Source organism: Mangrovibacterium diazotrophicum, from assembly GCF_003610535.1.
GTDB lineage: Bacteria > Bacteroidota > Bacteroidia > Bacteroidales > Prolixibacteraceae > Mangrovibacterium > Mangrovibacterium diazotrophicum.
This window is the reverse complement of sequence record NZ_RAPN01000001.1, coordinates 1,208,630-1,223,895: the sequence shown is the minus strand read 5'-3', so window position 1 is coordinate 1,223,895 and position 15,266 is coordinate 1,208,630. Positions and strand designations below refer to the sequence as shown.

At 45.6% G+C, this 15,266-nt stretch carries 10 protein-coding genes; 8 read left to right on the top strand and 2 right to left on the bottom strand.

Annotated features, from left to right (window positions below; genetic code table 11):
- Positions 1-624, bottom strand: coding sequence for a TetR/AcrR family transcriptional regulator (locus BC643_RS04925; RefSeq protein WP_120272040.1), 624 nt, complete (start codon positions 622-624; stop codon positions 1-3).
- Positions 625-851: 227 nt separating this feature from the next.
- On the opposite strand from BC643_RS04925, the gene BC643_RS04920 reads away from it, so the two are divergent.
- Positions 852-2,390, top strand: a complete 1,539-nt coding sequence (locus BC643_RS04920; RefSeq protein ID WP_120272039.1) for a rhamnogalacturonidase — start codon at positions 852-854, stop codon at positions 2,388-2,390.
- A 104-nt stretch (positions 2,391-2,494) separates the two neighbouring features.
- Positions 2,495-4,570, top strand: a complete 2,076-nt coding sequence (locus BC643_RS04915) for a beta-galactosidase (RefSeq protein ID WP_120272038.1) — start codon at positions 2,495-2,497, stop codon at positions 4,568-4,570.
- A gap of 65 nt (positions 4,571-4,635) precedes the next feature.
- Here the strand turns inward: BC643_RS04915 and BC643_RS04910 are convergent, their stop codons facing one another.
- The gene (locus BC643_RS04910; RefSeq protein WP_120272037.1) at positions 4,636-5,514 is read right to left on the bottom strand and encodes an AraC family transcriptional regulator; all 879 of its coding nucleotides are present in this window, start codon (positions 5,512-5,514) and stop codon (positions 4,636-4,638) included.
- 338 nt (positions 5,515-5,852) lie between these two features.
- Between BC643_RS04910 and BC643_RS04905 the strand changes: the two genes are divergently transcribed.
- The 6 genes from BC643_RS04905 (at position 5,853) to BC643_RS04880 (ending at position 15,259) form a co-directional block, all read left to right on the top strand.
- Complete coding sequence (locus BC643_RS04905; RefSeq protein WP_120272036.1) at positions 5,853-8,996, top strand: SusC/RagA family TonB-linked outer membrane protein; 3,144 nt, start codon at positions 5,853-5,855, stop codon at positions 8,994-8,996.
- Between the two features lie 18 nt (positions 8,997-9,014).
- Positions 9,015-10,661, top strand: coding sequence for a RagB/SusD family nutrient uptake outer membrane protein (locus BC643_RS04900; protein ID WP_120272035.1), 1,647 nt, complete (start codon positions 9,015-9,017; stop codon positions 10,659-10,661).
- Positions 10,662-10,704: 43 nt separating this feature from the next.
- Positions 10,705-11,580, top strand: a complete 876-nt coding sequence (locus BC643_RS04895) for a hypothetical protein (RefSeq protein WP_120272034.1) — start codon at positions 10,705-10,707, stop codon at positions 11,578-11,580.
- A 66-nt stretch (positions 11,581-11,646) separates the two neighbouring features.
- Entirely contained in the window at positions 11,647-12,240 is a 594-nt protein-coding gene (locus BC643_RS04890; protein ID WP_120272033.1) for a DUF4369 domain-containing protein, read from the top strand.
- 102 nt (positions 12,241-12,342) lie between these two features.
- On the top strand, positions 12,343-14,106 hold the full coding sequence (locus tag BC643_RS04885; protein ID WP_120274148.1) for an acetylxylan esterase: 1,764 nt from the start codon (positions 12,343-12,345) through the stop codon (positions 14,104-14,106).
- 28 nt (positions 14,107-14,134) lie between these two features.
- Complete coding sequence (locus BC643_RS04880; protein ID WP_120272032.1) at positions 14,135-15,259, top strand: glycoside hydrolase family 26 protein; 1,125 nt, start codon at positions 14,135-14,137, stop codon at positions 15,257-15,259.
- Positions 15,260-15,266: the final 7 nt, after the last annotated feature.

Sequence of the window (15,266 nt, the reverse complement as noted above, 5' to 3'; positions counted from 1 at the left end):
TTAAATTATCTCCAGATTTTTTCTAAATAGTTTTTTTAGGAATTCTTTAGCGAAGTCAAGCATGTCATCTTTCGTAGGCGTATTGCCCGTTCTTTCTTCAATGATGACACGCATAAAGTCCTGGTTGAACAGGATGTGTTTTGATACCCCGGGTAGGAGCGTGTACAGTCCCAAAAGGTCAACGTCCGTTGCAAAAACACCTGCTTCCTGTCCTTGTTTGATAAAATCGCAGAACCGGTCGAAATGTGCTTTTTTTCGCTGAAGAATGAATTCCGACATTTCTGATCCCGAATTCATGTCGACTTCGCGGACGATGATTCGATGCAAGTGCTGGTTATCCCGCATCTTTTCCACATAGTAGTCAATGTGAATGTCCATCTTATCCCACCAACTCAGTGTCGCACTATTCAATAAATCGTCGACCTTCGTTTGCAAATAATCCGAGCGGTACCGTAATATTTCCATCAGTAGCTGTTCTTTGCTGCCGAAGTAATACGAAATCATGGCTACATTGACATCGGCAGCTTTGGCAATTTCGCGGACTGAGGTTCCCGAAAAACCCTGGCTGGCGAAAAGCTCTTCTGCCTTTTCAACGATGATGAGTTTCTTGTCTTTTGTTTCCATACCACAAAGTTTTGTAAAAAAAATCGAACTTAAACAAGCGTTTAATTAATAAACTTAAACAATTGTTTAAACTTAACATTGAGCCGAAAATACTTAACATTAGACATTCATGTCTGAATATCTGAATAGAAGATTGAGACGTAAGAACCGGTGCAAAGCTTGCAGAAATAGCGCTAAGTCACTATACTTGTGAGTCTCAATTAACTGCAACTCAAATCAACCAAACCATGCTACGAAATTCGCTGATTCTCTTGTCCCTGTTATTTTTTTCGAATCCGATTTTGGCACAACAAGCCGGAATGTATGATGTCAAAGATTTTGGAGCTAAAGGAGATGGCGTTCAACTGGACTCTGACGCCATTAACGCAGCTATCGATGCGGCGTCGAATGCTGGTGGTGGAACCGTTGTTGTGCCGGCTGGCGAATACTTGTGCTTCTCGATTCGACTAAAAAGCCATATCAACCTGCAAATTAATGCCGGGGCAACCATTGTCGCCGCAAATATGGAGGAGCACGACGGGAAATATGATGATCCGGAGCCGAATATGTGGGGCGACTCGTTGCACTACCAGGATTTTGGACACAGTCATTTTCACAACAGCCTGATTTGGGGTGACGGATTGGAGGATGTGTCAATTACCGGATCGGGTTTGATCTATGGCAACGGATTGCAGAAGTGGGGCAGGCCGACGCCCGGTTTGGGAAACAAAGCCATTGCATTGAAAAAGTGCCGCAATGTGATTTTACGTGATTTTTCAATTTTGCATGGAGGGCATTTTGCAATTATAACCACCGGAGTTGATAATTTGACCATCGATAATTTAAAAATTGATACCAACCGCGATGCCATTGATATTGACTGTTGCCGACATGTGCGCGTCTCAAATTGCTCTTTGAATTCGCCGAATGACGATGCGCTGGTTCTAAAAGCTTCTTACGCGTTGGGCTATGCTGCACCGTGTGAAAATGTGACCATTACCAATTGCGCTGTGTTTGGTTTTGACGAGGGAACTTTTCTGGATGGTACGTACCAAACTACCCAAGTTGCAGCGCCGGACAAAGGCGTTGTTACCGGGCGCATCAAGTTGGGAACCGAGTCGAACGGCGATTTTCGGAATATCACGATTTCCAATTGTACTTTTGAGCATTGCCGCGGATTGGCTTTGGAAACAGTCGACGGTTCGAACCTGGAGAATATCACGGTCTCGAATATCGTGATGACCGACATTCTGAATGCGCCTTTCTTTTTTCGTTTGGGGCGGAGAATGCGAGGGCCCGAAACCATGGCTGTTGGTTCATTCAGGCGGGTGCTGGTCGACAATGTTGTTGTCACAGCTTCGAATCCGCAATACGGCTCAATGTTGATGGGGATTCCCGGCTACGATGTGGAAGATATCGTCTTCTCGAATATTTGGATCAAAGTAAAAGGCGGTGCCCCGGCTGAACAAGCGTCGGTTGAGGTTCCCGAGCTGGAAACGAAATACCCCGATCCGCAGGAGTTTGGCGATATCCCGGCGTGGGGATTTTACATCCGTCATGCGAAGAATATTCGAATGAGCAACATCAACCTGGAGTTTGATGTGCCGGATTTCCGCCCTGTTTTCATTCTGGAAGATGTTAAGGGTGCGAGCTTCTCCGATATTCAAGCTCAACCGGCCGATGGTGTGCCGACTTTTCAGCTGAAAGACGTTACGAACTTCGACCTGCATCGCGTAAATCAGATCGAAGATCAGCAGTTGGAAGAGGTGAAAAGCCTACAATTGTGATTAAAAGATAATGCATAATAATATCAACCGAGAATTCTGAATAGGACGGGAGCGGCCTGTTTTTTTATCGAAATCAAACTAAAAACAAGAATAAAACGAACCAAATGAGAAAACTATTTACGATTGCACTCTTGTTGGCTTGGGCTTTTAATTGCGCAGCACAAAGCCCGGAAACATGGTTTCCCAACGAAGAATTAACCACTGTTGGTGCTTACTATTACCCCGAACATTGGGATGAGTTGCAATGGGATCGAGACCTGAAAAAAATGGCGGATATGGGCTTTGAGTTCACGCATTTTGCGGAGTTTGCCTGGGCGCAATTGGAACCGGAAGAAGGCAAATACGATTTTGCCTGGCTGGATCGCGCTGTTGCATTGGCCGCCAAGCACAACTTAAAAGTCATCTTGTGTACCTCCACCGCAACGCCGCCGGTTTGGCTGGTTCGGAAACATCCCGATGTGCTGAAAATGCGTGAAGATGGAACACAGATGGATCACGGTTCACGGCAGCACGCTTCTTTTTCGAATGAATATTACCGCGCCTATTCCCAAAAGATGATTGCAGAATTAGCCAAACATTATGGCAACGATTCGCGCGTTATTGGATGGCAGCTTGACAATGAACCGGCCAGCAATGTGGATTACGGTGCCGATGCTCAAAAGCGTTACCGTTCTTTCCTGAAGGAAAAATACCAAACGATCGATGCGCTGAATAAAGCCTGGGGAACCAATTTCTGGAGTGGCACTTATACCGACTTTGATCAAATAGATATTCCGCAGGTTTCGCAATGGGGGATGAACCTTTACCAGCGATTGGATTTCAGTCGCTTTTGCGATTCGGAAACGGCGACTTTTCTGGATGAGCAAGCGCGTACAATCCGTCAATACGCCAGCCCGAATCAATGGATTACGACCAACTATATTCCTTACTACGATGCCCGTTACGTAGGTGACAGTCGCGAACTCGACTTCATCAGCTACACCCGTTACATGGTTTATGGCGAGCACACCGGAATTGGTCGTGAAGGTTATCGCGTGGGAGAGTATTCGCGCATAGCCATGGCGAACGATTATTTCCGTCCGCTTTCACCACTATACGGTTGTATGGAGCTACAGCCCGGGCAAGTAAACTGGGGAACCATTAACTCGCAGCCCTTGCCGGGTGCGGTGCACTTGTGGTTGTGGCATGTGTTTGCCGGTGGCAGCAAATTTACCTGTACCTACCGGTTCCGCGCGCCGATTTATGGTTACGAGCAATACCACTACGGCATTTTAGGCCCCGATGGAGTGACGCCAACGCGCGGCGGTTTGGAGTACCAGAAGTTTATCGAAGAAGTCAAAATGTTGAGGGATAAGCACGCTTCGTCAACTGTCCCAGCTGATTACCTGAAGCGCAAAACAGCTATTTTGTACGATCCCGATAACACCGTGGCGATCAATCAAAATAAGCAAACAACCGTTTGGGATACCGAGCAGCACGTGCTGAAATATTACAAACCGCTGAAGTCCTTCGGTGCGCCGGTTGACTTTATTCGCGACACCATGGACTTTGCAAAATACCCGGTGCTTATTGCTCCGGCATACCAGCAAATGAGCCGTGAACTGATTGCGAAGCTGACCCGCTATGTTGAAAACGGCGGAAACCTGGTGATGTCCTGTCGAACCGGTCATCAGGATGAGTTTGGACATTTGTGGGAAGCCAAACATGCCGAACCCATCTGGCCATTGATCGGTGGTGAAATAGAATTTTACGATATGCTTCGCCCTTATGCCCCGGACACAGTTGTTGTGGACGGCCAGAAATTTGCCTGGACAAGCTGGGGCGATGTGTTAAAGCCGAATGCCGGCACGGAAAGCTGGGGGACTTATGCAGATGATTTTTACGCAGGCGAGTCTGCTGTAACTTTCCATAAATTAGGAAAGGGCACGGTTACCTATGTTGGTCCCGACAGCAATTCAGGAGATCTGGAACAGACCGTTTTGACCAAACTTTATACGAAATTGGGAATCGCGGTGGAGAATTATCCGAAAGGTATTGTTGTGGAATATCGCGATGGTTTTGGTATTGCGATGAATTATGCTGATGAACCTTATGAGATGCAATTACCCGCGGGAGCTGAAATCCTGGTTGGAGAACAGCAAATCCCGACAGCTGGCGTGCTGGTTTGGAAATTGAAGTAATTGAAACCAGAAGGTTAACAAAAGCCGCACGAAGCGGCTTTTGTTTTTTATAGCTGAAGTGATTTTTAAATAACTTTTTTAGTGCCGGAGTAGCTTTCACGGAACTCAGATGGCGTGCGCCCCTGGCTCTTTTTGAAGATCCGGTTGAAGTTGGAGATGTTGTTAAAACCACACTCATAACAGATTTCGGTCACGGTCTTGTTCGATTCAATTAACAACCGTGTGGCGTATCCCAAACGCAGTTCGTTCACAAAATCAACAAAGGTTTTTCCGGTTCGCTGCTTGATCAACCGACTGAAGGAAACAACTGACAAATCAACCAGCTCGGCAACTTCTTCAACTTTTATCTTCTTACTATAGTTGGCCTGTATGTAATTATAAACTTTCTTAATTTTTTCGCTGTTCGCAAAACTATCCTTCGTGGAAAACGAAATATTGGTAAGCGTCTTTTGTCCTCTCGAGACTGCCAGATCGTAGAGGATACTTTGAAATTCGAGGAAGCTGTCGAAGCCTCTTTTCGAACTCAGTGAGAGCAGTTTACTTTCGACAACTTTAATGGTATCTTCCGAAAACGAAACTCCCCTGTAAGCGTGTTTTAGCAGCTCCTGGACAGGTTTCAAAATGTTTTTATTCAGATAACTTTCAGAAAAGAGATCGGGAGGAAACTGGATCGTTATCTCATGCATCGTTTCCGACATCGAATTCTGTGAGTTTTCCCAACCATGGTAAAGGTTGGGGCCCACCAATACTAACTCCCGGTCACCAATTTTGCTGATATGATCGCCAACAACACGCTTGGCTCCTGCTGCATTCTGTATAAAGTTGATTTCAAATTCAGGGTGAAAATGGATTGGGAAGTTGAAGCCGATTCGTTGCCTGTCGAAGACCAGGAAACAATCGTTATTGTTCAACGGAGTTATTTCACGGTGGATCTGAGCAGTCATTTTTTTCTTTTCAAAATTAAAAGATATTATAAGATAAGTCAAGAATGATGACTAAAAATATGGTTTTATGCTTTACAATAGTATATGGTGTTTCTTTAAGGATCTTATTGTTTTGAATACGTAGTGTAAGTAATTGTAGTATAGCCTTATGTGTATTTAGTATGTTTTTGTCTTTTGTTTTGCGCAATCGGTTGTATTGCTTTTGTGATGAAAAAATACACGAAAATGATAGAATAGTATTTGTGTTGTGATAGCAATGGTGGGTACTTTTGATCCGAATTCATTTAGGTGAATTCAAGATTCAACAATTTATTAAACTTAACTAAAACAGCGTATTTATGAAAAAAAGTCTGCTCTTTTTTCTCACACTGTTCATGCTTACTATTAGCGTAATTGCCCAAGGGCAACAGCGTTCGGTAAGCGGTACAGTCTACGACTCGGGCAATAATGGTTTGCCGGGAGCAACGGTTGTTATTAAAGGAACAACAATAGGTACTGTGACTGACCTGGATGGTCGGTATACAATCAACGAAGTACCTTCGGACGCCGTGTTGGTCATCTCGTTCGTAGGGATGGAAATGGTGGAAGTTCCCGTTGCCAACCAAAGCGTAATCAATGTAACTCTCAAAGAAGAATCTATTGGCTTGGAAGAAGTCGTTGCGATTGGTTATGGTGTGCAAAAGAAAAAGTTGCTCACCGGGGCCAACACCAACGTGAAAGGTGAAGACATCCAGGCATTGAACACAACTACGGCGATGGACGCCTTGAAAGGTGTTACGCCAGGGGTGTCAATTACTCAAAACAACGGTCAGCCGGGAGCTTCAAGCAAAATTAGTATTCGTGGTATCGGTACTACCGGTGACTCACGTCCGCTTTATATCGTGGATGGTGTTGTTCAGGATGGTATTGATTACCTGAGTCCAAACGATATTGAATCAATTGACGTATTGAAAGATGCTGCTTCTGCAGCTATTTACGGTTCTCGTGGTGCGAACGGTGTTATCCTGGTAACCACTAAAAAGGGCCAGGCCAACATGAAACCGGTGATCACTTATGACGGTTACTATGGTGTTCAAAACGTTTACAAATTACCTGACCTGCTGAATGCGCAGGAATATGCCAATATTTTGGACGAAGCATTGGTGAACTCAGGTAACGCACCTCACAACTATGCAAACCTGGTTCCCGACTGGGATAAAATCCAAAGCGGTGAGTGGAAAGGGACCAATTGGTTTAAAGAAATGATGGTTGACGATGCACCGGTGCAAAGTCACGCCGTTGGTATCACCGGCGGTACAGCTCAGTCTAACTACAGCTTTGGTGTTTCTTACCTCGACCAGGAAGGTATCGTGGGTAAACAGTCAAACTCGTTCTACAAACGTTTGAACGTTCGCATGAACTCAGAGCACATTCTGATTAAAGAAAATGGCAATAACATTTTGACTTTTGGCGAAAACCTGACTTACACAAACAGCAACAGCAACGCCATCCGCCAGGGGAATATCTACTGGAACGACGTGCACAACGCGCTTGTTTCAAGTCCGTTCCTTCCGGTTTACGATGAAAACGGTGACTACCACAAAACAATCGAATGGAACTCATCAGACCCGAACCCGGTTGCGATGATGGAATACCAAACCAAGTACGGTGAAAATGATAACAACCAATTGGTTGGTTCTTTCTATCTGGTTGTTGAACCGATTAAAAACTTGAGATTGCGTTCCAGCCTGGGCTTCAATATGTATTGGGGAAATAACCGCGCCTGGACACCGAATTACAACCTCGGACCTCGCTATGTGACAGACAAAGATCAGGTTTCGCAAAGTGCCTGGACCGGTAGAAATATTATCCAGGACAACGTGTTGACTTACAGTTATAAAATAGGAGAGCACTCTTTTGAAGGTATGGTGGGTAACAGCATCGAACGCACAGTTCAAAGCGTGAACCTGAGTTTAAGTAACAAAAGCAGTTTGTTCGAAGATTGGGATCATGCCTACATCGACAACACGCCTGAAGCTTCAACCGGTAACACTTCAATTGGTGGCCGCGACGACTTCGGTTGGTCAATGATGTCTTATTTCGGCCGTTTGAGCTATAACTACAAAGAAACCTTGTTGTTTTCGGCGATGTTGCGTGGCGATGCTTCTTCACGTTTCCCTGAAGACAACCGTTGGGGGTACTTCCCTTCAGTTTCTGCCGGTTGGGTAATGACCAATGAGTCTTTCATGTCTTCTACCAGCACAGTGATTGACTTTTTGAAACTTCGCGCCAGCTGGGGACAGGTAGGTAACGAACGTATTTCTTCCTTCCTGTATTCTTCAACAATGGGCTACCTGGATAGCGGAAACAATTTCTACAATTGGTCGTACGGTTTTGGCGATGATAAAACTATGCGCGATATCGGTTCAAAACCAGCTCGTATTCCCAATCCCGACATTGGTTGGGAAACTTCAGAACAGTTGAACATTGGTTTCGACGCAAACTTGTTGGCATCACGCTTGAGCATCAACTTCGACTGGTATAAAAAGGACACCAAGGACTGGTTGGTATGGACTCCGATTCCTTCTCACAACGGGCAGGATGGTATGACCATCAATGGTGGTAATGTAACAAACAAAGGGGTTGAGTTGGCTTTAGGCTGGCATGATCGCAAAGGTGATTTCAGCTACGGCGCAACCGTATCGGTAGCACACAACAAAAACGAGGTAACAGCAATTGCCAACTCTGAAGGAATAGTACATGGCCCGAGCAACGTGCTTAGCCAGGGTACCGGTGAAATTTTCCGGGCTCAGGTTGGTTACCCAATCGGTTATTTCTGGGGATACCAAACGGATGGTGTGATTCAAAATGACGAAGAAGCTGCTGCTTGGGTTGGTCCAACGGGTGCTAAATATTTCGACGACCAACAAGCCGGTGACCTGCGTTGGGTTGACCAAAACGAAGACGGTGTGATCAGCGAATTGGATAAAGTACAGATTGGTGATCCAAACCCGGATTATATTTTGGGTATCCAGTTAAACTTCGATTACAAAGGAGTATTCTTAAATGCAACGGCTAACGGTGCTTTCGGACAACAGATCGCGAAATCGTACCGCTCATTTGCCGACAGCTATAAAAACAACTACACCACCGACGTTTTCAAACGCTGGCATGGCGAAGGTACTTCAAACAAGTATCCACGTTTGTTGTCATCACCTCACCGCAACAGCCAAAATTTGTCTGACCTGTACATCCAGGATGGCGACTACCTGCGTATCAGCAACCTGACTGTCGGTTACGACCTGAAGAAACTGGTTACAAAACTATTCCTCAGCGAAGCCAAAATTTACTTCACGGCTAAAAACCTGTACACTTTTACCAAGTATGACGGTATGGATCCGGAAATCGGTTATGGTTTCGACTACAGCTGGGCATCTGGTATCGACCTGGGCTTGTACCCAAGTGCAAGAACTTATTTGATTGGAGTAAGCCTGAAATTTTAATTCAAAATCTGAATAACAATGAAAAGAATAATCTATATAAGTTTGTTTGGCATACTGGCTCTCCTGTCGGGCTGTGGCGACAAATTCCTCGATCAGAAAAACCTGTTCGAGAAAGACTTGGAAAACTATTACCGCAACGAGACGGATGTTAATGAAGCGTTGATCGGAGCTTATTCCTGTTTGGCTGTTGATGGTGGTGCCAACCACCCGATTATGATGGCAAACCTTTTGAGCGACGACTGTTTCAGCGGTGGTGGTACTAATGACATCGAAGTAGGTGGTACCGACAAATTCGAGAATCCTCACGAAGATTTGTACCTGGAATTCTACAAAAGAAATTACGAAGGTATCTTTATTTTGAACAGTTTGCTGGAGCACTTCGACCAAGCCTCGTACGACGATGCAACTGCACGCAAGCAAGCACGTGGTGAAGCCTACTTTCTGCGCGGGTACTTCTATTTCCGCCTGGCTGAGTTCTTCGGTGAAGTTCCTTTGGATATGTCTTCAACATTGGAATATCTTCCCAAAGCATCTACCGATGAAATCTATGCGCAGATTGCCAGCGATTTGAAAATGGCTATCGACAGTATGAGTTCTGTTACATATACGAATATCGAATCAGGCCGCGCAACCAAATGGGCTGCTGAAGCATTGATGGGACGTGTTTACCTGTTCTACACTGGTTTCTACGGAAAATCGGAACTTCCAACAAATGAAGGAACAGCGATTACACAAGCGAATGTGGTAACCTGGTTGGAAGATTGTATTTCAAATAGCGGTCACATGTTGCTGACTGACTACGCCAGCATCTGGCCATTCTCTTCCCTGAGCGATGATGATCACGATGACGGATACTATTATGCGCAAAATGTGACCTGGGCTGGTGATGGTTGTGCCGAAACCGTTTTTGCTGTTCAATATACCAACCAGGGCGACTGGGGTAATACAGGCCGTTTGGCTTATGCCAACGAGTATGTTTTGTATACAAGCCCTCGTGCTTACGACTATCCTCCCTTCGGTTTCGGATGGGGTATCGGATCGGTTAACCCGGAATTGCGCGACAGTTTCGAAGCAAACGACCCACGTAAAACGTCAACCGTAATTGATAACGAAGATTCGAACGAACCAACTTACGGCGACAACTACAATTGGGCTGGATGGAACTGCCGCGACGAAACCGGTTTGTGGAATAAAAAATATTCAGCTGTTATTCGTGATGTTGATGGCGACGGAACTTACACCGGAATGTATTACGACCTTTACGGTGGAACTAACAACATGCAATTGTGGAATATGCAGGATGACATCATCATTCGTTTCTCGGATGTTTTGTTAATGGCTGCTGAGCTGGGAAGTAATTCTCAAACCCACCTGGATGATGTACGCGACCGTGTTGGTTTGCCTTCAGTAACTTATTCACTGACTGCATTGAAGGCGGAACGCCGTCACGAGTTTGCATTGGAAGGTATTCGTTGGTTTGACCTGCTGCGTTGGGGAGATGCTGAAACAGCGATCAATGCCAGCAACGGAGTTCCTGTAAAAACAGATAACGTGGATACAACTTACAAGATCACCTTCGATTCTGACCGTGTTTTCCTTCCGCTTCCTGAATCACAAATCAGAGTATCGCAAGGTAACCTGGTTCAAAATCCGGGTTGGGAATAATCTGTTTTACAGTTGTATGTTAAAACTTTAAATTAAGTCAACAATGAAAAACAAAATAGTATATCTGGTAGTCGCAGTCACGCTGATGTTTACGGCTTGCGACCCCATTGAAGACCGCAACGATGCAGGTGAGGTTCTCACCGAGGCGGAATTGCTGAATTATATGGATGTCACGGTGAACGGTAACGTGGCAACCTGCACCAATAATGCTCCGGGCGTGATTTCATTCTGGAAAACAGATTTTGGTCAGCAGATGAATGCCAATTCTGTTGATTTCTATATTCCGGTTGCTAAAACTTACACCGCAACGCTGATCGCGTATTGTGCCGGTGGTCCGGTTACAGCAACCAAAGAATTTACAATTGCTGAAAATGACCCTGAATATTTCGCCGATCCGTTTTGGAACATGCTGACCAATGGTACCGAAGGAAAATCATGGGTTTGGGCAACCGACATCCCCGGTGGAAAAATATGGGGTAATGGTGGTTATCTGGCCAGTTTAAAACCGGAATGGTGGGCCCTGGGAATCGCTGATGTCGCCGGTCAAGGTGGTTCGGCAACCGACGAAATCACCTTCGACTTGAATGAAGGATTAAACTTCGCAGTGACCGGAATGAACGCGGAAGATCCTGTTCCCGGCAATGGAAGCGGTACCTTCAACATGTCGTTGGGCGATGACAACCATTTGATGAACTCTGACGGTTCAGCAGTTTGGTCGTACGGAAAGATGGTCTTCACAAACCACACAATTCCTCTTGGCTTCGAGCCAAACAGCTCCGGAAAACCATTGCATTACAAATTCGACATCCTGAAATTGACGGAAGACGAATTGCAGCTGGCTTTCCCCGAACCGGGTGTCACCTGGGCCTGGGGAACTGCTTGGTTCTATATGTTTAAACGCAAAGGATATACCTATTAAACCTCAGTTTATCTCCCAAAAGAGAAGCCACCTTAAAGGTGGTTTCTCTTTCAACCTAAAAAGTGTATGATGAGACAATTTTATCCTGGTCTGATTTTCCTGATTTTGTTGTTAGCCGCCGGATGCAATTCAAAGTTTCATTACCGCATCGACGGAAAGTTTGCCGAAGGTCAATACGATGGAGAACAAATTTATCTCGTACCAATGGTTGGTGCAACTCCGGATAATGTTGATTCGTGCACAATTTTGGGAGGAGCGTTTCATTTTGAGGGTAAAGCGGATTCGGCCCAAATTTATATTCTTCGGACCCGGATCGCCCTGCGCGTAAAAATTCAGGAAACAATCGTAGCTAAAGAGGAAGGGAAAGCATGGGTGGCTCTTGGGGACCGAAGCTTTGTAGGCGGTACCCCAACCAATGATTCAATACAGGCCTGGAAGGTCCAGAAAGAAAAACTAGACGAAGAAATTTACAACCTGCAAATAGCCAAAAGACAATTAACGGGACCAGAAGGTGAAAGGGCAACCGAGAGACTCGATTCTCTGATTACAGCTACGCGGGCGTTTCATTTGGCAACGGCTAAACGGAATGAAGAGAATACGTTTGGCGAACTACTGAAAAATATGCTTGGCGAAAAGGCAGTTGCTCAGGACGGATTCTGAGGATGAAACCTTTTGGCTGAATCTAGATTTTACTCCATATTGTGGAGTACCGGAACTCTTTGCGTCTAAATGTCGGCGCAACGAACGAAAAAAGAAGAAAAAATGACAAGACTGTTTTTGTTCACAATCGTTATCAGCACAATGCTGTTTTCCTGCAAGACGAATCTTGTAAAAGTAGATGAAAAGGTTGTTTCACAACCGCTCCCGGAACAATGGATGTTTAATCCTGGAGAGGGCAAGGATAGCCTGTGGGCCAGTTCTGAATACAATGATTTAGCCTGGGATACGGTATCATCGTTTAAACAATTAAAGGAACAGGGTAAAACAACTGAGAATTCGTTTGGCTGGTACCGTCAAACTGTGGTTTTGTCGGATAGTTTGAAAAACGCTTTTGAGTCGGCCGGTGCATTAATGCTGCACCTGGGACGTTTTGGAGGTTCCGACGAAGTTTATTTTAACGGGCAGCTTATTGGGAAAACAAGCAGTTTTCCGCCCGACTACAAAGGTTACCACGACGAAGAACGAAACTATTTTGTCGACGGACGTTTGGTGAAAAAAGACGGCGAAAACCTGGTTGCCATCAAATTTAATGATGGCTGGGGAACCGGTGGCTTCCTGGGAGGGATGTCGCAAAGCCTGACTTCTGCAACCATTGATGAAAAACTGATTCTTGATGTTGAAGTTCAGGATTCAGATTGGGTTTTCCTGGGCGACGAGCCAATGAGCATCCTGGTCAACCTGAAAAATCACAATCAATCGGATGTACAGGGAATGTTGTATGTCGCGATTACGACCGACACTTACGAACCGGTTAAAACCGATTCTGTTGCTGTCGATTTGGAAGGGCAGGATTCTTTCTCGCAGGAATTTAGCTATCCCGGTGCAGCTCCCGGATTTTATCGCTACCAGGTTTTCGTGAAGCGAAATGGCAAAACAGGAGAGGCAAAGAAATTCAACCTGGGCGTTGAACCGGAGAAAATTCAGTCGCCCATTGATGCGAAAGAGGATTTAAGAAGTTTTTGGGATGACAATCTGCAAGAACTCGCCAAAGTAGCACCCAAATATAAACTGACTTTGCAGCCCGAGTATTCAAAACTCGACTACGATATTTATTGGGTTGAAATGTATTCCCTCGACAATGAACTGATTCGTGGCTACTATGGTAAGCCTAAACGCGATGGTAAGTTCCCGGTTATTGTTGAATACATGGGTTATGGCTCGGGACCTTACCCGCCAACTCAGACTTGGGATGGCTTCGCTTATTATGTGCTGTCCATTCGCGGGCAAGCGCTGAATTTGCCAACCAACCGCTTCGGGACCTGGGTGACTTACGGCTTGGACAGCAAAGAAAATTATTATTATCGCGGTGCTTACATGGACGTTGTTCGCGCACTGGATTTCGTGTGCAGCCGTCCTGAGATTGACGCTTCGCGCATTGCGGTTCGCGGCGGAAGCCAAGGGGGAGCTTTATCAATTGCAGCTGCTTCACTGGATAAGCGCGTCAAGGTTGCTACACCCAGTATCCCTTTCTTGTCTGATTTTCCCGACTATTTCAAAATTGAGCCCTGGCCCAAAAGTGATTTCGATACCTATATGAAAGAGCATCCGGAGGCAAGCTGGGAACAGGTTTACGATGTGCTTTCCTATTTCGATATTAAAAATTTAGCGCAATGGATCACCTGTCCGCTTTATATGGGTATGGGGGTGCAGGATAATGTTTGCCCTCCGCACACCAATTTCGCGGCCTTCAACCAAGTGCAGTCGGAGAAAAAATGGATGGCTTGTCCCGATTACGGACACGCTGCCAGCCAAGCCTATCATGAGGCGGCGACAGAATTTATAAAAGAGAAACTTCAGGTAAAATAGTTACCAAACTTTAGTTAGAAACAAGAGGATGCGAGAGAACAAAAAAAATAGACGGATGGTGTTTGGCACACTGGCACTTTTGGTTGGCGCGTGTTCTTGGGTTGCTTGTGGACCAACCAGCTCGGCAGTCAGTAAAACAGCACCCGAAAATTCGATCGTGCTGCAATTGCAGGCAAAAAAAGGAAAGGGGATTTTATTCGGACATCAAGACGATCTGGCTTACGGTGTGGGCTGGGAATACATTGATGGCGAATCAGATGTTAAGCGCGTGGCCGGAGATTATCCTGCACTGTTCGGCTGGGAGTTGGGTGGTTTGGAGTTGGGGCACGAAGTCAATCTGGACAGTGTTCCATTCTCTAAAATGAAGGAATTGGCTGTTTGGGGCTTCGAACACGGCGCGATTAATACGTTCAGCTGGCACCCGCATTCTCCAATCGACTCGATCAATGCCTGGCATGGAGACTCAGTCGTTGTCAAACACATTTTACCCGGTGGCACTTACCACGCTCAATTTGATCAGCAATTGGATCGGATAGCTGCGTTCTTCCTGGATTTGAAAGACAAGGCAGGTCAGCCGGTTCCGTTCATCTTTCGCCCTTGGCACGAAATGGATGGCGGTTGGTTTTGGTGGGGATCAAAAGCTTGCTCACCTGCGGAGTTGAAAGCATTGTTTCGGTACACCATTGAATACCTGCGGAAAAAAGGCTTAAGCCAAATGGTCGTTGCTTATTCGCCCGACCGGAATTTTGATACCCCGGAAGAGTACCTGCAATGGTATCCCGGAGACGACATTGTCGATATTCTGGGGATGGATAACTATTACGACCTTGGACGAGTGGGTGGTGAAAAAGAAGCCATCCGAAAAATACATATCGTCATTGACCTGGCGAAAGGAAAGAACAAGCTAGCCGCTTTGACTGAGACCGGATTGGAACTGGTTTCGGACTCAAGCTGGTATTCTCAAACGCTCGGAGCAGTTTTGAAAGATTCAACGGTGCAAAAGGAATTGAGCTATGTGATGGTTTGGCGCAACGACTCGAAGAAACATTTCTTCTTTCCATACCCGGGACATCCGGCGGCAGACGATGTCAAGAACTTACTCGATCAGCCGAATATTCTGCTGCTCGACGAATTCAATCAACTGAAAAAATAAATCAAAA